The sequence below is a fragment of the Cystobacter fuscus genome (genome assembly GCF_044360685.1).
Taxonomy (GTDB): domain Bacteria; phylum Myxococcota; class Myxococcia; order Myxococcales; family Myxococcaceae; genus Cystobacter; species Cystobacter fuscus_C.
This window is the reverse complement of the sequence record NZ_CP043491.1, coordinates 2771127-2790916: the sequence shown is the minus strand read 5'-3', so window position 1 is coordinate 2790916 and position 19790 is coordinate 2771127. Positions and strand designations below refer to the sequence as shown.

Here is a 19790-nt window from a genome sequence, read left to right as displayed (position 1 = left end):
GGACGGTGTTATGTCCGGGGCCGCATGCACCGCCCCCTGTCCGCCCGCCCGCTCGTGATGACCCGCATGGGACTGGCGCTCCTGCTCACGGCGGGACTCCTGCTGCTGACCGGGTGTGCCACCAGCACCCCGCTCGCCAGGGGGTGCGCGCACGCGTGTGGTGGAGCGGCCCCGTCCTCCAGTGAGGCGGAGCCACGGCTCGCCCCCTTCTTCTCCTGCACCTCGCCCGCCGAGTACGTCGCCCTGCAGCAGCGCGTGGACATGCCCCAGCTGCTGGAGGCTCTGGATGACTGGAGCGCGGTGCGCCTGGGGGCCCTGGGGCCCGTGCGCGAGGACGCCGTCGGCATCCTCCAGCGCAAGCGCGCCTCCTTCCTCCTCGCCGTCACCGAGCGCTATGGCCTCGCCTATGCCGAGGTGTTCGCCCTCTACGTGCTGCACTCGACGCACGACGACGAGCTGGACACACTGTTGCGCCTGTTGGCCCGCGACAAGCTGTTGGGCCAGACCTTGGGGCTCATGCCCACCGTGCGCGAGGAGTTGAAACGCCGCGGCCTTCCGCTGTCCGCCTTCCCCGAGCGGAGCGAGCGAGCCGGTGACGTGCTGCGGGGCCTGGGCCGCGCCGCTCGGGACGCCCTCGCCACCAGCCTGGCCATTGACGGCCAGCGCTACCTGGAGCTGAGCGCCCGGCGCGAGCAGTTGCCTCCCCCCTACCAGCAGGCCCTGCACGAGGTGGAGCTCGCCCTGGCCTGGCAGCACTTCGCTCCGGGCCGCGTGGTGCTGGGCAGCTTCGACTCGCTCACCTTCGGCGTGCCCCTGGGTTTCTATTACCTGGGTGTCAGCACCGGCCACGGCCTCGCCTCGCTGTCCCAGGGCCAGTACGAGCAGGCCACGCGCGAGCTGGCCCCCGCCCTGCTGGTGGGAGCGCTGTACGCCGGGGGCAAGGGCCTACGTACCCCGTCCGAACCGCGACTGCCGGCCCTCCAGGAGGTGGTGCGGCAGTGGAATGCACGGCTGGGGGTGGACGGGCTGCGTGCGCTGGCCCGGGACATTCAAGCCAGCCGCGAGGCGGGCCGCTTCGTGGCCGTGGGAGGCATGGATGCCGCGCTGGCGCTGCGCGAGGCCCGGGGGGATGTGGCCAGGGCCCAGGCGGTAATGTCCAAGGCCAGGGCCGAAGCCACGGGCTCTCCGGCGAAGAGAGTCGGCGGTACGGGGCATCTCGAGAGCCTGGCCTCGCTGGTGGACGAGGGGGTGGGCCTCACCCGAGAGGTGGTGGAAGCCCGGCTGGCGCTGGTGGAGTTGGAGACCACGGGCCCACGCCTGCCCAAGGACGTCGCGGTGCTGGAGAAGCAACGTCCCGCGATGGACGCTCCTCCGCCCGGAGCCGAGAGCAACCCGCGCTGGCCCGAGTACGTCGCCTATTACGAGAAGCGCCTGGGGGAAATCCGGCGGGGTACGGCGACTGACGGGCCTCTGCGCTGGGCACCCTACGAGTCCATGCGGGGGTGGTTCGCCCGGGGGCTGGCCTTCGAGCGCCTCATGGTGGAGGTACTGCAAGCCGACGCACAACTGCCCCGTGCCCAGCGCCGTTTCCTCGCGGACTTTGACCAGCCCCGTATCGAGAGGTACGTCGGCGTGATGAAGCCAGGCACCGGCCTGCGCTTCGCGGATGTACTCGTCATTGAAACAGCCGAACTCGCCGGTCGGCCACCCCGCGTCGAGACGTTGAGCTTCAAAAGTCGAAATCTCTCGGGGATGAATGAGCAGGCATTGACAGCACAAATGACGGCTGATGCAGAGGAAGCCCTGCGAAAATACGGTGGGACGCTGGACATCCGCCGCGACTCCCTCCAGCCCATCCTTCGTGGAGGTAGCGAAGTGACAGTCCCGAGAGTACGCCTCATCTATGAAGGGGGCGAACTCAAACCCAAGGATGTAAAAGAGTTGAAGCGAGCAGTGGACGTAACTGAGGACGCAGTTCCGGAGGTGGAGGTGTTCTTCCAATGAAGGTGCTGGAGTTCCACGATCTGAAGGCTGACGATCGCCTCCGACTCACGTTCAAAGGTGCCCTCAACCCGCGAGTGGCACTGAACAGAGAGCTGGAGCCTTTTATCAGGGCTCTTGAGGAGTACGCCGGCGAGTGGATGCCCGACGTCATCAGTGGCAAGAAACAGGTCCAATATTCCGCCCCTGCCTTGTGGAAAGCACTGGAAGAACAGCGCAGCGAAAGGACCACGGTTGGTTATCTTTACCGCACGAAGTGGCCCGCGTTGGAGATGTCACTGAGGCTCTGGTTCCCACCTCGTCCGCCCGTGCTGGACCTCATGCTCACAGTGCAGCCGCTCTCATTCTTCGCGGAAACGGAGCGCTGCCAGAGGTTCGTGGAGATGGTACGCGCCTGGGCCTCTTGCTACCCGGTCACCCATGCAGCTGCCCACAGCCAGGCGGACGATCAGTTGTCTGGCGCTCCAGACTTCGGCCGCGACGAGAAGACCGCGAGGAGGGATGGGTTCGACAAAATCTACGAGGTGTCCTGGCTCAATGTGTTCGGTCCGAAGCTGGTGGAAACCGTCGGCCGCGAGCGCATGCTCTCCACACCAGCCCACCGGGTGGAGGAGTTGCCCAATGGCTCAGTCCTCCTGGTGACTTGGCCCACCGCCGCGGACTTCGCCAGCGACGAGGCTCGTGAGGCCCAGGCCCGCGCGCACACGCACCTCCGTCCGGACCTGGACTTCGATACCGTGCTGCGCACCCTGCGTGAGCGCAGCGCCACACTGGCCCCCGTGGAGCCCCGCTTCCACCCGGATGTGGCCCCGCTCCTCTCTCGCGTGGTGGACAGCGCCGCCCTTCACGAGCGCCAGCGGAAAATCGCCGAACTCAACGCGTACCAACCACCCGAGCCCGACGAGTGGCTCCCCGCTGACTCCGCACTACCGCCGGACGTGGACGACCCGGTGCGTGCTCGCGCGCATTACGGCGACCTCGCCAAACTCCTCGTGGCACTGCTGCATTCGAAGGTGCCCTCCGTCTTCAACAGTTCGCCCGAGTCCCTCACGGACGTGGACTTCCACTTCTGGCAGGAGGAGTTTCCGCGAGTCTTCGAGCGGGAACACATCGACGCGCACGCGGTGCCCGCCATCGGCGCCTACCTGGGCGAGGTGCTCGTACGCCACCTGGGCGGCCAGTGGATTCCGCGCCAGAAGCTCGAGGAGACCCAGGTGCTCGTGGGTGGGCGCGCCTGGCTGCCCTTCGTCCGGGCCTCGCGCTACATGCGCTCGTGCCAGTCGCTGCTGGACTTCTCCCTCACCCAGCTCTACCGCTCGGCCGAGAGGCACTAATCATGAAGGGACGGATACCCCATTCCAGCATCGACGAGCCGTGAGGATGCCAGCAGCTCACCGGACGGTGCTATGTCCGGGGCCGCATGCACCGCCCCCTGTCCGCCCGCCCGCTCGTGATGAACCGCGTGGGCCTGGCGCTCCTGCTCACGGCGGGACTCCTGCTGCTGACCGGGTGTGCCACCAGCGCTCCGCTCGCCAGGGGGTGCGCGCACGCGTGTGGTGGAGCGACCCTTTCCTTCAGCGAGGCGGAGCCACGGCTCGCCCCCTTCCTCTCGTGCAGCTCACCCGCCGAGTACGTCGCCCTGCAGCAGCGCGTGGACATGCCCCAGCTGCTGGAGGCTCTGGATGACTGGAGCGCGGTGCGCCTGGGGGCCCTGGGGCCCGTGCGCGAGGACGCCGTCGGCATCCTCCAGCGCAAGCGCGCCTCCTTCCTCCTCGCCGTCACCGAGCGCTATGGCCTCGCCTATGCCGAGGTGTTCGCCCTCTACGTGCTGCACTCGACGCACGACGACGAGCTGGACACACTGTTGCGCCTGTTGGCCCGCGACAAGCTGTTGGGCCAGACCTTGGGGCTCATGCCCACCGTGCGCGAGGAGTTGAAACGCCGCGGCCTTCCGCTGTCCGCCTTCCCCGAGCGGAGCGAGCGAGCCGGTGACGTGCTGCGGGGCCTGGGCCGCGCCGCTCGGGACGCCCTCGCCACCAGCCTGGCCATTGACGGCCAGCGCTACCTGGAGCTGAGCGCCCGGCGCGAGCAGTTGCCTCCCCCCTACCGCCAGGCCCTGCACGAGGTGGAGCTCGCCCTGGCCTGGCAGCACTTCGCCCCGGGCCGCGTGGCGCTGGGCAGCTTCGACTCGCTCACCTTCGGCGTGCCCCTGGGTTTCTATTACCTGGGTGTCAGCACCGGCCACGGCCTCGCCTCGCTGTCCCAGGGCCAGTACGAGCAGGCCACGCGCGAGCTGGCACCCGCCCTGCTGGTGGGGGCGCTGTACGCCGGCGGCAAGGGCCTGCGTGCCGTGTCCGAGCCGCGCCTGTCAGCCCTGCAGGAGGTGGTGCGGCAGTGGAATGCACGGCTGGGGGTGGACGGGCTGCGGGAGCTGGCCCGGGACATCCAAGCCAGCCGCGAGGCGGGCCGCTTCGTGGCCGTGGGAGGCATGGACGCCGCGCTGGCGCTGCGCGAGGCCCGAGGGGATGTGGCCAGGGCCCAGGCGGTAATGTCCAAGGCCAGACCCGAGGCCACTGGCTCCTCGACGAGGAGAGCCGTTGGCACGGGGCGCCCCGAGAGCCTGGCCTCGCTGGTGGACGAGGGGGTGGGCCTCACCCGCGAGGTGCTGGAGGCCCGGCTGGCGTTGGTGGAGTTGGAGGCCACGGGCCCGCGCCTGCCCAGGGACGTTGCGGTGCTGGAGCAGCAACGTCCCTCCGTGGAAGCTCCGCCTCCCGGCGCCGAGGGCAACCCACGCTGGCCCGAGTACGTCGCCTACTACGAGAGGCGCCTCGGAGAATTACGGCAGGGCACGGCAACCAAAGGGCCGCTGCGCTGGGAGCCCTACGAGTCCATGCGGGGGTGGTTCAACCGGGGGCTGGCTTTCGAACGCCTCATGGTGGAGGTACTGCAAGCCGACGCACAACTGCCCCGGGCCCAGCGCCGTTTCCTCGGGGACTTCGATCAGCCGCGTATCGAGAGGTACGTCGGCGTGATGAAACCGGACACCGGCCTGCGCTTCGCGGACGTGCTCGTCATTGAAACGGGCGAACTCGCCGGTCGGCCACCTCGTGTCGAGACGTTGAGCTTCAAGAGCCGCAATCTCTCGGGGCTGAAAGGTATGGCTCTCGAAGCACAGATCATGGAAGACGCGAGGGAAGCTCTAAAGAAATACGGAGAGACTCTGGACATCCGCCGCGACTCCCTTCAGCTTCTTCTCCGCGAGGGAAGCAAGGTACCTGTCTCAAAGGTTCGCCTCGTCTACGAGGGCGGACAACTCCTGCCCAAGGACACCAACGAGGTGAACAGGGCCGTGAGCGCAACCAAGAACGCACTTCCAGGAGTAGAGGTACTGTTCCAATGAAGGTGTTGGAATTTGAAGACTTGAAGGCGGAGGACAGCCTCTTGCTCACCTTCGACGGTGCCTTCGACACACAGGCGGCACTAGCGAGCGAATTGGAACCCCTATTCCAAATGCTCGAGAAGTACGCGGACGGTTGGATGCCGGACGTCATCGAGGGCAAAAGACGACGCAAGTATGCCCGCGCCGCCATCTGGAAGGCCCTGGAGGAGCAACGCCACGAAAGAGGGACAACCATCGGGTTCTATCGCACGAAATGGCCCGCGTTGAGCATGACGCTCAGTCTCTACTTTCCAACAACCCCTCCCAAACTGGACATCTTGCTCAAGGTAGAACCGCTCTCCTTCTTCGCGGAAGAGGAGCGGTGTCGCCAACTCGTGGAATTGGTACGAACCTGGGCCTCGCGCTATCTGATTTCCCATGCCTTGGCTCATGGTCTGGCTGACAACCAATTGTCTGGCGCTCCCAACTTTGGACGCGAGATGCAGACCTCCATTCGAGACGGGTTCGATAAAATCTACGAGGTGTCCTGGCTCAATGTGTTCGGTCCGAAGCTGGTGGAAGCTGTCGGCCGCGAGCGCATGCTCTCCACTCCCGCCTGGCGGGTAGAGGAGTTACCCAATGGCTCCGTCCTCCTGGTGCTCTCCCCCACCGCCGCGGATTTCGCCAGTGATGAGGCTCGTGAGGCCCAGGCCCGCGCGCACACGCACCTCCGGCCGGACCTGGACTTCGACACCGTGCTGCACGCCCTGCGCGAGCGCAGCGCCACGCTGGCTCCCGTGGAGCCCCGCTTCCACCCGGATGTGGCCCCGCTCCTCTCTCGCGTGGTGGACAGCGTCGCCTTTCACGAGCGCCAGCGGAAAATCGCTGAACTCAACGCGTGGCGCCCGCCCGAGCCAGACGAGTGGCTCCCCTCGGACTCCGCACTACCGCCGGACATGGACGACCCGGAGCGGGCTCGCGCGCATTACAGCTATCTCGCCGAACTCCTCGTGGCGCTGCTCCACTCGAAGGTGCCCTCCGTCTTCGACACCTCCCCCGAGTCCCTGACGGACGTGGACTTCCACTTCTGGCACGAGGAGTTTCCGAGAGTCTTCGAGCGGAAACACATCGACGCGCACGCGGTGCCCGCCCTTGGCGCGTACCTGGGCGAAGTGCTCGTACGCCACCTGGGCGGCCAGTGGATTCCGCGCCAGAAACTCGAGGAGACCCAGGTGCTCGTGGGTGGGCGCGCCTGGCTGCCCTTCCTCCGGGCCTCACGCTACATGCGCTCGTGCCAGTCGCTGCTGGACTTCTCCCTCACCCAGCTCTACCGCGTCGCCGAACGGCACCGCTCCTGAGAAGGATGGGACCCGCGAGCCTGGCCAGGCGCCGCATGACGCGCCGGCCAGGCCCGCGATCACCCGTGAGGGCTACTGGAGCTGCTTCTTGATGCGAACGTTGCGCACCTGGAAGTGGATGTCGCCGCCCTGATCACCCCAGGCGGGCAGCATCTCGAAGACCGCGCTGACCTTGGTCTTGTTCCAGGTGGCCGGGTAGGCCGAACTGGAGAACGGCATCTTCACCGTCGTCCACGTCCCCACCTCCGGGTGTCCCAGCAGGTTCTTCAAGTCACCCGTCGTGCAGGAGTCCGGCTTGCGGTCGCAGACACTCTTCACCCAGAAGTCCTGGGTGGTCAGGCCGTAGTCGAGCACCCGCACCTCGAACTCCACGCCGCCCGTCTCGGCGATGGCCGACACGTCCAGCAGGTTCGGCTCCTTGACCCCGAAGGCGATACCGCCGTTGCCGCCGCCCTCCTTGAGGCCCTTCATCACCACGTCGATGACCTTCTTGCCCCCGCCAATGTCGAACGCGGGATTCACCGTCAACGTCCCCGTCGTCCCACTGGTCCACCCGTTGGGCGTGGCGAAGAGCGCGGTGTCGGACACGCCGTCGACGTAGGCGTCCTTGTCCTCGGTGATGGCGATGGGCGTCACGGGAGGCGTGCTCGTGCAGCCCACGTTGCCCGCCCGGTTCGGCTCCCAGCGGATGCTGGCGAGCGTCACGTCCAGCGTGTCCGAGGTGTAGAGCAGGAAGGGCGAGTTCACGATGCCGAAGTCCAGCCCCTTGTCCGCGAAGCACTGGAGCGGAACGGCCAGCTCGGTCCACCCCTTGCCCGCCAGGCCCTTGAGGGTCTCGGTGATCTGGATCTCACCCTGGCACGGGTAGATGCAGTGCGTGGACAGGTTCACCTGGGCGCTCGGCGCCGTGTTCACCTTCACCGAGAAGACGAGCGCGCCCTTGGAGTTCAGGTAGGGCTGGAGGTTGCGGCCCTCGTTGCCGTTCTTGTTCTGCATGTACACCTGCCCCGTGCCGCTGAACTTGACGTGGACCGCGGCCCACTGGAGCCCGCCCTGGTCGTCCACCGGAGTGACGCTGATTTCATTGGGGGCCAGGCTCGTGGTGTTGCTGGTGCCCTGCAGCACGTCGATGCCACCCCAGTTGGAGGGCGCGCCGATGCGCATCACCCAGCCATCCTCGTTGCCGCGCTCGAAGAGGGTCAGCGGGAGGTTGGTGGTGCTCCCGTCTCCCGGCGCCACGCCGCAGCCGTTGATCTGGGTCGTCTCCTCGAACGCGCCCAGCTCCTGGGCCTGGGCATACGTCAGGCCGTAGCCATAGGCGAAGAGCGGATCGTAGTTCGCATCCCCCTTGTTGATCGCCACCTGGCAGGGCGCCTTGGGCCACGAGAAGGAGAGCTTGCCGTGGAAGTCGTGGTCGATGGTGCCATCGGCCTTGCGGAACAGCACGTCCGTCAGACCCTCTCCCTCGGTGCCCGGCAGCCACGCGGCGACGAAGGCGTCGGACGCGTTGAGCTCCTTGTTGGTGTAGAGCGGACGGCCGGAGAAGAGCACCGTGACGATCTTCTTCACGCCCTTGGCCTTGAGGCTCTGCAGCAGCGTGTAGTCCTCCGGGCGCAGCCGGGAGAGTTCCAGCGTCTTGGTCTTGCCGATGTCGCCATTGCCCTCGGCGTAGGGCGTCTCGCCAATCACGACCACGGCGACGTCGTAGCTCGCGTCCGCCTGGGTGCCAGTCTCGCTGGTGTCCAGCTTCGCGTTGGGGGCGATCTTCTGGATGGCCTGCCACAGGGTGGTGCCGCCGCCGAAGTCGGCGTTGGTGTTGTTCGTGCCCTGCCAGGTGAGGGACCAGCCACCGGACTGGTTCGACAGGCTGTCGGCGCTCTTGCCCGCCACGAGCACCTTGGCCGAGCGGGCCAGGGGCAGGAGGCCGCCGTTGTTCTTGAGGAGCACCAGCGACTTGCGCACCGCCTCCCGGGCCACGGCCCGGTTCTCCGCGGTGCCAATCTCGCGCGAGGCGTTGCGCTCCGAGGGCTTGGGCTTCTCGAAGAGGCCCAGGCGCAGCTTCACGCGCAGGATGCGGCGGACCGCGTCATCCAGGCGCTCCTGGGGAATCTCCCCATTCTTCACGGAGGCGATCGTGTTGGTGATGAAGGGCTTCCAATCGGTGCGGTAGGGCACCATCACCATGTCGATGCCGGCGTTGATGGCCTGCGGGCAGTCCCCGTTGGTGCAATCCCGGGGCGAGTCGCTGTTGGTCCGGTTGATCTGCCCGATGCCGTTCCAGTCGGAGACGACGAAGCCGTCGAAGCCCATCTTGGTCTTCAGCACGTCCGTGAGCAGGTACTTGTTGCCGTGCATCTTGTAGGCCTTGGCGGTCTCGCCCTGGGCCGCGTCCTGCCAGCTGCTGAACGAGGACATGACCGTCTGCGCACCGGCCGCGAGCGCCGTGAAGTAGCCGCGGCCATGGATGTCGCGCAGCTGCTTCTCCGTCACCCGGGTGACGCCCTGGTCCTTGCCCTCGTTCGTGGCGCCGTCGCCCAGGAAGTGCTTGACCGAGGCGATCACCTTCTCGTTCGCCTTCGCGTCCTTGCCGAGCTGGCCCTGGAGCCCCTCGACGATCTTCCCGGCGAAGGCCTCGACAATGGCGGGGTCCTCGGAGTAGCCCTCGTAGGTGCGGCCCCAGCGGTCATCGCGCACGACGGCGACCGTCGGCCCGAAGGCCCAGTCCAGACCCGTCTGGGCCACTTCTCGCGCCGTCACCTCGCCGATGCGCTTCACCAGCTCGGGGTCGTTCGCGGCGCCCAGGCCGATGTTGTGCGGGAAGATGGTGGCGCCCTTCACGTTGTTGTGCCCGTGCACCGCGTCCACGCCCCAGATGATGGGAATCTGGTGGGCGTTGGACGGATCCATCGAGGCCGCCCAGAGCTGATCGGCCAGCGCGTTCCACTCCGCCACCGTGGAGTCCTTCTTGGCGTTGGGCCACGCACCACCGCCATTGAGCACGGAGCCAAGGTGGTACTGCTTCACCTCGTCCGGGGTGACGTTGGAGATTTCCACCTGGGTGATCTGCCCGACCTTCTCCTCGAGCGACATGCTGGAGAGCAGGGTGTCGATCCGCTTCTCGAGCTCGGCGTCCTTGGGGATCGCGCTCTGGATGGCCGGCCAGTCATCGGGGGTACCGGCGTCGGAGCCCGCGTCGGTGGGAGGGGGGTTGGTGCCCGCGTCGTCGGGCCCCGGAGTGGGATCGGGGTTACAGGCCGCGAGTGGCAATAGAAGCAGGGCGGCGAGAGAAAGACGCTTCTGCCGCGAGAACAACCGTTGCATGTCCAGCTCCAGTGTGTCGGGGGCGCGCGGATTCCGCGGATGCGAGGGAATGGAGGCTCCCTGCCAGCCGTGGCAAGCCAACGCGGGGGGGCGAACGTAGAAGTAAAAACAATCCCACGCAAGGATGGCGCAGGGAGTCAAAACCCCACCCGCCGCGCCATCTGGTTTTCCATGCATTGACTCATGGCCAACTGAAGGTGTGGCTGACCTGCCTCGAAACGGCCCCGAAGCCCCACCACCGGTGCGGCCATGCGGAGACATGGGCACGGCGCTTCCTCGGAGCGTGTCGCGGCGCGGCTCCTGCAATGGGAGCGGACCCATGACGCGGAAACGATGGATGCGCTGGGTGAGAGCGATACCACTGGGCGTGCTGGTCCTCCTGGCGGGCGCGTGGCAGCTCTCACGCTCATGGACATTCCAGGTATTCGGCGAACTCCATGCCCGCGTGGACACCACGGAACGCGTCGTGGCGCTGACCTTCGATGATGGGCCGAAGCCCGGTCAGACGGAGGCCCTCCTCGACATCCTCGAACGGCACGGCGCGAAGGCCACCTTCTTCCTGGTGGGACAGAACCTCGCACGCCACCCGGAGCTCGCGGCCCGGGCCCTCGACGAGGGACATGAGCTGGGCAACCACTCGTATTCGCACCACCGGCTCATCTTCAAGTCGCCGTCCTACGTGCGGCAGGAGATCGACAAGACGGACGCCCTGCTGCGCGCGGTGGGCGTCCAGGGCGACATCCTCTTCCGCGCCCCCTACGGCAAGAAGCTGCTCGTCCTGCCGTGGCTGCTCGCCCGCGGCCACCGCAAGGACATCCTCTTCGACGTGGTGCCCCGGGACGACGAGACCCAGGACGTGGCGCTGCTCACGTCCCGCGTCATGGCCTCCGTCCGGCCCGGCTCCATCCTCCTGTTCCACGATGGGGGCCGAGACAAGCCGGGCACCCTCCAGGCCGTGGACCTCGTCCTGGAGAAGCTCCGCGCCCAGGGCTACCGCTTCGTGACCGTGTCCGAGCTGCTCGCGCTCCCCGGCGCGAAGCCGAGCCCCTCCACCACCTCGGCCTCGGAAAGCTCACGCCAGCCGCCCAGCGGCACGTCCAGGGACACCTGACCCACCGCCTCGCGGTGCAGCTCGCGCACCGGGTGCCCCACCGCCGCGAGCATCCGCTTCACCTGATGGTGCCGGCCCTCCGTGAGCACCAGCTCCACGCACCCGGGAGCACGCAACCGCGCCTCCGCCGGCCGCGTCGGACCATCGTCGAGCACGAGCCCCTCGCGCAGCCGCTGGAGCGCGGCCTCCAAGGGAAGGCCCTCCACCCGCGCCACGTAGCGCTTGGGCAGGTGCGTCTCCGGGGACGTCACGTGCGCCACCAGACGCTCCTCGTTGGTGAAGAGCAGCAGGCCCGTGGTGTCGCGGTCCAACCGCCCCACCGCGTACCACTCGTAGCCCCGCAGCTCCGGCGGAAGCACGTCCCGCAGCCGCTCGAAGACGGTCCCCACGCCCTCCGGATCATTGCCGTGCACCACCACGCCCGCGGGCTTGTGGAACATCAACACCCGCGTGCGCGTCCCCAACTCGCACGGCCGCCCGTCCAGCCGCACCTCGCCGCGCGCATGCACCGGCGCGAAGGGATCCCGCTCCACCCGCCCGTCCACCTCCACCCGCCCCTCGCGAATGGCCCGCTCCGCCTCTACCCGGGGCAACACCCCCGCCCGGCCCAATGCCCGGGCCAGCCACTCCGCGCGCTCCCCCTCCGGCACCGGCGCCTGACGCCGGCGCGCGGCCTCCAACCACCGGGGCACCTTCGGCTTCCTCGCCATACGCGCTCCCCTCGCCCCTCCGCTACCCGCCCACGCGGGCCGCCGCCCGGGCCCGCCACTCATGGTCCAGCACCGCGTAGATGAGCGAGTCACACCACTCGCCCTTGATGAAGGCATTCTCCCGGAAGTGAGCCTCGCGGCGCATGCCCAGCTTCTCCATCACCCGGAAGGAGCCGGGATTGCGCGGGTCGCAGTCCCCGAACATCCGGTGCAGACCCAGCGGGCCGAAGGCGAAGTCCAGCAGCGCCTCGGCCGCCTCGGTGATGTAGCCCCGGCCCCACTCGGAGCGATGGAGGATGTACCAGAGCGTACCCTCGCGCTGCTCGACATCGGTGATGCGCATGCCGCAGCGCCCGAGCAGCCGCCCCCCCTCGCGCGTCACCACCGCCAGGTCATACACGCGCCGGGGCGTCTCCCGTGCCAGGGCCCTCACCCAGCGGATGTACTCCTGGCTCTGCTCCGGCGTGCGCACGTCATGGGACTGGTAGCGCATCACCTCGGGGTCGGACTCGTAGGGATGGGTGGAGCGCCAGTCCTCTTCCTCGAACTCGCGCAGCAACAGCCGGGACGTGGTCAGCGGAGCGGTCAGCAACATGGGCACAAGCTGACACGCCCGCCCCTCCGGGGAGAAGCCCCGTTCACACTCCGGCGCGCGGGCCATTGACTCCACCCCCGTTCCGGTGCATCTTGATTTTGAAATTAATAATCAGAATCAACAACGGCGAACGCCGAGGAGAACCGCATGCCCCCGCCCACCTGCTGCCGCACCCTCCTGGCCCGTGGACCCAGCGCGGAAGTGGCGCGCTGCTCGTGCGGGCACATCCACTTGAGCCTCGGGCCGATGACGATCCGCCTGGACGCGGACACGCTGCATGCGACGTGGCACACCATGGGCGACGCGCTGCGGGCCCTGTCGGGTGTGGCGGAGAAGGAGGCCGCGCCGGTGACTTCCTCCAGCGAGTGGAAGCAATGAGCCCGCTGACGGAGTTGCTGCGGCGAGCCACCGCCGAGGAGCTGCGCGCGGTGGCGGGGACGGCGTTCGCCCGGAGGCTCGCGCGCGGAACGTTGGAGCGCGGCGCCTATGTGCGCTGGCTGTCCTGCCTCCAGGCCATCTACGCGGAGCTGGAGTGGGCCCTCATGTGGCACCGCCAGCACCCGGTGGTGGGCCCGCTGTGCCTGCCCGAGCTGTGGTGCAACGAGCTGCTGCAGGACGACCTGAGCGCCCTGCTGGGCCCGAGCTGGTACGCGAGCGCGCACCGCCAGGACGCGGCCCCCACCGTGGAGCGGCTGGGGCTGCTGTGCGACGAGGCGCCGGAGTTGCTGGCCGCGCATGCCTGGGCGCTCTACGCGACGGCCCTGCCCGGCCAGGGACAGACGGGCGGCGGCGTTGCCCGGACGCTCGGACTGCGGGGCTCGGCGGGGACGGTCTTCCTGCGCCACGCCACCCACCTGGACGGCGAGGCCTACCGCGCGCACCTGCTCGACACGTTGGATCAGCTCACCCTGAGCGCGAGCGCGCGCGAGGCGCTCCTCCACGAGGCCTCGCGCGCCGTGCGCGGCGTGTATGCGCTCTTCGACATGCTGGGCCGCGGCCTGCCCCAGGAGAGGCAAGCGCGCGAGGAGGGCCGAAGCGGGTGGCTCCAGGCCCTCACGCCCCTGCGCGGCGCGTTCGGGGCCTAGCCTCGTCCCTCAGGCGCGCGACAACGCGCGCCGCAGCGCCTCGGTGGCGTCGTGCTGCGACTGCTTCCCCAGCCGGCTCTGGCCGACCATCTCGAAGCCATGGAACCCGCCCGGGTACACGTGCAACTCGACGGGCACCCCCGCGCACGCCAGCCGGCGCGCGTACTCGATGTTCTCCTCGAGGAAGAGATCCAACGAGCCCACGTTGAGGAAGGTGGGCGAAAGGCCCGCGAGGCTCTCGGCCCGGGCAGGCGCGGCGTAGGGCGAGATGCCCTCGCCTCCCGGCTCGCGGCCGAGCAGGCTCGTCCACCCGAAGCGATTCGAGGCCCGCGTCCACACGAACTCGCCCACCATGGGTGATGTTTCCCGGACGACCGTCCGGTCATCCAACATGGGGCAGAGGAGCCACTGGAAGAAGATGGGGATCTCACCCCGGTCACGCGCGAGCAGCCCCAGCGCCGCGGCGAGCCCACCCCCCGCGCTCTCGCCACCAATGGCGATCCTCCGCGCGTCCACGCCCAGTTCGTCGGCATTCGCATGCAACCACTTGAGGGCGGCGTAACAGTCCTCGACCGGACCCGGGAAGGGCGTCTCGGGCGCCAGGCGGTAGTCGACCGAGACGATGACGCAATCGAGCTGCCTGGCGAGCGGCGCGTTGCGCGCATCCGACATGTCGGGCGAGCCCAGGATGTAGCCACCTCCGTGGATGTGCAGCAGCGCGGGCCGCCGCGCCCCCGCCGCCCGGGGCTTGTACACGAGCACGCGGACCTCGGGCGCTCCCGCCGGACCCGGAACGCGGCGCTCGACGGTCTCCACCTCGGGAACCACCACCTTGGGCGCCGCGAACAACGACTGGGCCCCCATCGCTCGCTGCTGGGGCAGCGCCTCGCGCGTCAGCGTCAGCACCGGAAACATGTCCAACACGGGCAACAACTCGGGATCGACAAGGTGTCTGGACGACATGGGCTCCTCGGGGGTGGAGAGAGCCCTTGTCTAACTGGCGGCCCGAGCGGTTGCCACCGCGCGGAGGATGGCCTCGGGCGTGGCGGGCGAGGCGAGCGACACCGGGGTGCGTGGAGGACCGAAGGCGGCGATGGCCTGGCGCAGCGCCGTCACCGCGCCCAGGGCCAGCATGAAGGGGGGCTCCCCCACCGCCTTGCTGCCGTGAATCGTGTTGTCCTGGGGCGCGCGCTCCAGCAGGTGGACGCGGAAGTCCTCGGGCGCGTCCCCCACCGCCGGAATCTTGTACGTGTCCGGCGAGTGCGTGACGAGCCGCCCCTTCGCGTCGAAGAGCACCTCCTCGCTCGTGAGCCAGCCCAGGCCCTGGATGAAGCCGCCTTCCACCTGGCCCCGATCGATGCTCGGCACGAGCGAGGTGCCCACGTCCTGCAGCACGTCCACGCGGAGCACCCGGTGCTCGCCGGTGAGGCCACTCACCTCCACCTCCACCACCGCGGCGCCAAAGGCATAGTAGTGGAACGGCTTGCCACGCCCCGTCGAGCGGTCATACGTGATGTCCGGCGTGGCGTAGTACCCCGTGGCCGACAGGGAGACGCGATCCAGGTAGGCGGCATGGACCACCTCGGCGAAGCGCACCGTGCGCAGGGGACGCGCGGCGTGGAACACCTGGCCTCCGGAGAACGCGATCGCCGCCTGGTCCCCGAGCGACTCCAGCTTCAACAACCGCGCGGCCACCGGGCGCAGCCGCTCGCGAATCACCTCGCACGCCTGCTTCACCGCCTGGCCATTGAGGTCCGCGCCACTAGAGGCCGCCGTCGCGGAGGTGTTGGGCACCTTGTCCGTGGCGGTGTGCATCACCCGGACGCGCTCGGGGAGCACGCCCAGCTCGTGCGCGCACACGGCCCGCATCTTCGTGTGCAACCCCTGCCCCATCTCCGTGCCGCCATGGTTGAGCTGCACGCTGCCATCCGTGAACACCGACACCAGCGCCCCGGCCTGATTGAGGAAGCCCGTGGTGAAGGAGATGCCGAACTTCACCGGCTGGAAGCCGATGCCCCGCTTCGACCAGCGCGACGAGGCATTGAAGGCCTCGATCTCCGCGCGCCGCTGGGCGTAGTCGCTGGAGGCCAGGAGCTCCGCGTGCAGCCGCGGCAGGCGGTTGCCCACCACCGGCTGGCCATACGGAGTGAGGTCGTGTGGGGCGTCGCGGTAGTAGTTGCGCTCGCGCACGCTGGCGGGATCCAACCCGAGCCGCTCGGCGGCGTGGTTGAGCACCTCCTCCATCACGAACATGCCCTGGGGCCCACCGAAGCCGCGGAAGGCCGTGTTGGAGGGCAGGTTCGTGCGCGCCACCCGCCCGGTGAACTCGAGCGCCGGCACGAAGTACGCGTTGTCCAGGTGGAAGAGCGCCCGATCGAGGATCGCCCGCGACAGGTCCGTGCTCCACCCGCCATCGGAGACGAGCTCCACCTTGAGCGCGAGCAGCCGCCCCGTCTCATCGAAGCCCGCGTCATAGCGTCCCCAGAAGGGGTGGCGCTTGCCGGTGCGCGCCATGTCCTCGTCCCGGTTGAGCCACACCTTCACCGGCCGTCCCGTGGCCCGCGCGCCCAGGGCCGCCAGGCACGCGAAGGGCGCCGCCTGCGTCTCCTTGCCGCCAAAGCCCCCGCCCATGCGCGGCACCTCCACCACCACCTGGTGCCGCCCCACGCCGAGCACCTCCGCCACCAGCGTCTGCACCTCGGTGGGGTGCTGGGTGGAGCACCACAGGTGGACCGCGCCGTCCTCGCCCGGCACCGCCAGCGTCACCTGCGTCTCCAGGTAGAAGTGATCCTGCGCCCCCGTCACGCACTCGCCGGACAGACGCACCGGCGCGGTGGCGAGCGCGTCCTCGGGCCCACCCCGGCGGATGACGTGTGGCTCGGACAAAAAGGCCCCCGCCTCCACCGCCGCCTTGATCGAGAGCAGCGCGGGCAGCGGCTCGTACTCCACCTCCACCAGCGCGGCGGCCCGGCGGGCGACGCTCGCCCCCTCCGCCAGCACCAGCGCCACCGTCTGTCCGACGAAGTGCACCTCGCCGTCGGCCATCAAGGGCTCGTCCTGGATGACGGGGCCCACCTGGTTGTGACCGGGAATGTCCCCGGCCACGAGCACCGCGACCACGCCCGGCAGGGCCCGGGCCTTCGTCGCGTCCACCCGGAGCAGGCGCGCATGCGCATGGGGCGAGGTGACGAGGTGCCCCGTCAACAGACCGCGCGGCTCCGGCATGTCGTCCACGTAGAGCGCCTCACCGCTCGTGTGCCGCAGACCGCTCTCATGCGGGGCCGGGGCATGCAGGGGCGAGCGGGCCGGCACGCCCTCGGGGGTGGAGGCGAAATCGGGGGAAGACGAAGGAAGCGAGCTCATCCGGGTCACCTCACCTGAACCGTGGCCGAGTGACGCTCCGCGAGCCGTGGCATCGGCGTGGAGAGCGTTTCATGGAAGAAACCGCGCAGGAGGTTCTCGGCCAGCTGCGCGCGATACCAGGCCGAGCCGCGATGATCCGACAGCGGCTGGAAGTCCTCCCGCAGCCGGGGCAGTGCCTGCTCCACGCTGGCCTCCGTCCAGGGCTGGCCCACCAACGCGGCCTCGGTGCGCCGGGCGCGCGCGGGCGTGGCCGCCATGCCGCCATAGGCCAGCCGCGCCTCGGCCACCTTGCCCTCCCCGTCCACCACCACCCGGAAGCTCGCGGACACGCTGCTGATGTCCGCCTCGCGCCGCTTGGACACCTTGTACGCCAGGGAGCGCGCTCCCTCGGGCTGCGCCGGCACGTCCACGTACGCGAGCACCTCGCCCGCCGCGAGCGCCGTGCGCCGATAGCCCACGAAGAAGTCCTCCAACGGCAGCCGCCGCTCCCCCGCGCGCGAGCGCAGCACCACCTCGGCCCCGAGCGCGAGCAGCACCGGCGCCATATCTCCAATGGGCGAGGCGGTGCACAGGTTGCCGCCCACCGTCGCGCGGTTCTTGATCTGCCGCGAGCCGAAGTAGCGCAGCATCCGCTCCAGGGGCGGGCTCACCGCGCGCGCGTAGTCCTCCACGTCCGTCAGCCGCACCGTGGCGCCCAGCCGGTGCCCCCCGCCGCGCGGCTCCAGCACGCGCAGCTCGGGCACGGCCTCCAGCGAGACCAGGAGCGGCGGCTCGGCGTAGCGCTTGGTCACCTCCAGCGACAGGTCCGTCCCCCCCACCACGAAGCGCGCCGTGGGGTGCTTCTCCAGCACGTCCCAGAGCGCCTCCAGCGAGTCCGGGGTGAAGAAGCGCTGGGCACCCGACTCGTACGCCAGCGCCATGGGCTCGGGCTGCGTCTCGGCGAGCGCCCGGGCGAAGCGATCCCCGGGGCGCAGGCCGGCCACCTCGCGCACGGCCTCCCGGATGGGCCGGTAGCCGGTACACCGGCAGAGGTTGCCGCACATCTGCGCGTCCAGCTTCCAGGGCTCGTCCAGGTCGCGGCGGTGACAGGCCTCCAGCATCGACATGGCGATGCCCGGCGTGCAGTAGCCGCACTGCGAGCCCAGCGTGCGCGCCAGCGTCTCCTGGACGACGTGGTACTCGCCGCCCTCGCGCAGGGCCTCCACCGTGTAGACGCGCTTGCCCTGCACCATGGGCAGCAGCAGCAGGCACGCGTTCACCGCGCGCAGCGTGGGCGCCCCCTGGCCATCCTGCTCCAGGACGGCCACCGAGCAGGCACCACAATCTCCCTCGGCACAGCCCTCCTTGGTGCCCGTGAGGTGCACCCGGTCGCGCAGGTAGCGCAACAGCGTGGTGGTGGGCGCGATCCCCGTCTCCTCGATGGGGCGGTCGTTCAAGAAGAAGCGCAGGCGTTCCATGGGCCTCCTGGAGGTCCCCGCCGGGCAAGGCCGGGAGGGGCGAGCCTACTACGGCGCGCGCGGGCGCATCCCCCTTCGCGCCTCCCGTCATGAATGACGGAAGGTAAACACTCCAGCCACCGGTTCGAGGAAGGACGCGGAGTGGAAGCCCGCCGGGCAACCAGACACAACGAGCCATGGCATGACACCCGCCCCTACCGCGCGGCGAGGACCGTTCGCATTGTGCCCTCATGGCCACCGAACAAGGAGCCCGCCGCGTCTTCATCGGGCTCATCCTGCTGTCCATCGCCCTGGTGGGGCTCGTCGTACGCCCCTTCTTCGAAGCGTTCTTCCTGGCCGCGGTGCTGGCGGGTGCCTTCAACGGCCTGCAGAACTGGCTGACGCGGCGCTTCCGGGGCCGGCAGGGGCTCGCCGCGGGCGTCATCGTGGTGGGCATCATCCTGGCGCTGCTCTCGCCCATCGCCGCCCTCACCGCCTTCATCGTCTCCGAGGTCATCAAGGGGGTGAACTTCATCACCGGGGTGATCAACCAGCGGGGCCTGGAGGGACTGCTGGCGTATGTGCCCGAGTCCCTGCGGGAACCCGCCACGCGCATGCTCGACCGCTTCCAGACGGAGAGCGCCAGCGTGTGGCAGACCGTGCAGGATCACGTGTCGGCCCAGGGCGCCGCGGCGGCCCAGACGGTGGGTGGGGTGGTGATGGCCACCGGGAGCGTGGCGCTCCAGGTGACGATGATGCTCATCGCGCTCTACTTCCTGCTCGTGGATGGCGAGAAGCTCGTCGCGTGGGTGGAGAGCGTGTCGCCGCTGCGGCGCGGGCAGACGACGGAACTGCTCACCGAGTTCCGCCGCGTCACCCACTCGGTGCTCACGTCCACCCTGGCCACCGCGGGAGTGCAGGCGCTGGCGGCGCTGGTGGGCTACCTCATCGCCGGCGTGCCGGTCCCCGTCTTCTTCGCGGCGGTGACGTTCCTCTTCGCCCTCATCCCCGCCATCGGCGGCGCCGCGGTGTGCATCGTCGCCGCCCTGCTGCTGCTCGCCACGGGCCATCCCGCCATGGCCATCTTCCTGACCGCCTGGGGCGTCGTCGTGGTGGGCCTGTCCGACAACATCGTCAAGCCGCTGCTGGCCAAGCGCGGCATGAACATGCACGGCGCCCTGGTCTTCTTCTCGCTGCTCGGAGGCCTCGCCGCCTTCGGCGCCATCGGCCTGTTGCTCGGGCCGCTCATCCTGGCCTTCTTCCTCACCGTGGTGCGCATCTACGAGCGCGACTACGGCCGGCCCAACGAGCGGCCCGGCGCGCCGCCCACGCCCCCCACGAGCAACGCGCCCACCCTGGCCGAGGGCGAGGAGTGGGAGGCCTCCGAGGCCCACTCCCACCACGCGACCGAGGACGCGCGCTCCCACTGAG

At 69.2% G+C, this 19790-nt stretch carries 13 protein-coding genes and 1 pseudogene; 8 read left to right on the top strand and 6 right to left on the bottom strand.

What is annotated here, in order from left to right:
• Positions 1-24: 24 nt before the first annotated feature.
• From F0U63_RS11570 to F0U63_RS11555, 4 genes are all read left to right on the top strand, one after another.
• Positions 25-2004 carry a hypothetical protein gene (locus tag F0U63_RS11570; RefSeq protein ID WP_395845945.1) on the top strand — a complete coding sequence of 660 codons (1980 nt, stop codon included), beginning with the start codon at positions 25-27 and terminating at the stop codon, positions 2002-2004.
• A complete protein-coding gene (locus F0U63_RS11565) occupies positions 2001-3335 on the top strand; it encodes a hypothetical protein (RefSeq protein WP_395845944.1) in 1335 nt (444 codons plus the stop codon). Before F0U63_RS11570 ends, F0U63_RS11565 begins: the two co-directional genes overlap by 4 nt.
• Before the next feature lie 86 nt (positions 3336-3421).
• A complete protein-coding gene (locus F0U63_RS11560) occupies positions 3422-5401 on the top strand; it encodes a hypothetical protein (RefSeq protein WP_395845943.1) in 1980 nt (659 codons plus the stop codon).
• On the top strand, positions 5398-6738 hold the full coding sequence (locus F0U63_RS11555) for a hypothetical protein (RefSeq protein WP_395845942.1): 1341 nt from the start codon (positions 5398-5400) through the stop codon (positions 6736-6738). Before F0U63_RS11560 ends, F0U63_RS11555 begins: the two co-directional genes overlap by 4 nt.
• Before the next feature lie 72 nt (positions 6739-6810).
• Here F0U63_RS11555 and F0U63_RS11550 read toward each other — a convergent pair whose 3' ends face one another.
• Complete coding sequence (locus F0U63_RS11550; protein WP_395845941.1) at positions 6811-10059, bottom strand: glycoside hydrolase family 3 protein; 3249 nt, start codon at positions 10057-10059, stop codon at positions 6811-6813.
• A 124-nt stretch (positions 10060-10183) separates the two neighbouring features.
• Here F0U63_RS11550 and F0U63_RS11545 point away from each other — a divergent pair.
• Positions 10184-10813, top strand: a pseudogene (locus tag F0U63_RS11545) (polysaccharide deacetylase family protein); the annotation flags it as partial.
• Positions 10814-11049: 236 nt separating this feature from the next.
• Here the strand turns inward: F0U63_RS11545 and F0U63_RS11540 are convergent.
• Both F0U63_RS11540 and F0U63_RS11535 read right to left on the bottom strand, forming a co-directional pair.
• Positions 11050-11880 (bottom strand): pseudouridine synthase, encoded by an 831-nt coding sequence (locus F0U63_RS11540; protein ID WP_395845940.1) that lies wholly within the window; start codon positions 11878-11880, stop codon positions 11050-11052.
• Positions 11881-11902: 22 nt separating this feature from the next.
• A complete protein-coding gene (locus F0U63_RS11535; protein WP_395845939.1) occupies positions 11903-12475 on the bottom strand; it encodes a GNAT family N-acetyltransferase in 573 nt (190 codons plus the stop codon).
• 147 nt (positions 12476-12622) lie between these two features.
• On the opposite strand from F0U63_RS11535, the gene F0U63_RS11530 reads away from it, so the two are divergent.
• Positions 12623-12853, top strand: coding sequence for a hypothetical protein (locus tag F0U63_RS11530; RefSeq protein WP_395845938.1), 231 nt, complete (start codon positions 12623-12625; stop codon positions 12851-12853).
• A complete protein-coding gene (locus tag F0U63_RS11525) occupies positions 12850-13560 on the top strand; it encodes a heme oxygenase (biliverdin-producing) (RefSeq protein WP_395845937.1) in 711 nt (236 codons plus the stop codon). Before F0U63_RS11530 ends, F0U63_RS11525 begins: the two co-directional genes overlap by 4 nt.
• Before the next feature lie 9 nt (positions 13561-13569).
• Here the strand turns inward: F0U63_RS11525 and F0U63_RS11520 are convergent, their stop codons facing one another.
• The 3 genes from F0U63_RS11520 to xdhA are packed head-to-tail and all read right to left on the bottom strand — an operon-like array spanning position 13570 to position 18380.
• Positions 13570-14523, bottom strand: coding sequence for an alpha/beta hydrolase (locus F0U63_RS11520; protein WP_395845936.1), 954 nt, complete (start codon positions 14521-14523; stop codon positions 13570-13572).
• Between the two features lie 30 nt (positions 14524-14553).
• Entirely contained in the window at positions 14554-16923 is a 2370-nt protein-coding gene (gene xdhB, locus F0U63_RS11515) for a xanthine dehydrogenase molybdopterin binding subunit (protein WP_395845935.1), read from the bottom strand.
• Between the two features lie 5 nt (positions 16924-16928).
• On the bottom strand, positions 16929-18380 hold the full coding sequence (gene xdhA, locus F0U63_RS11510; RefSeq protein ID WP_395845934.1) for a xanthine dehydrogenase small subunit: 1452 nt from the start codon (positions 18378-18380) through the stop codon (positions 16929-16931).
• A 230-nt stretch (positions 18381-18610) separates the two neighbouring features.
• Here xdhA and F0U63_RS11505 point away from each other — a divergent pair, with 230 nt between their 5' ends.
• A complete protein-coding gene (locus F0U63_RS11505; protein WP_395845933.1) occupies positions 18611-19789 on the top strand; it encodes an AI-2E family transporter in 1179 nt (392 codons plus the stop codon).
• Position 19790 lies beyond the last annotated feature (1 nt).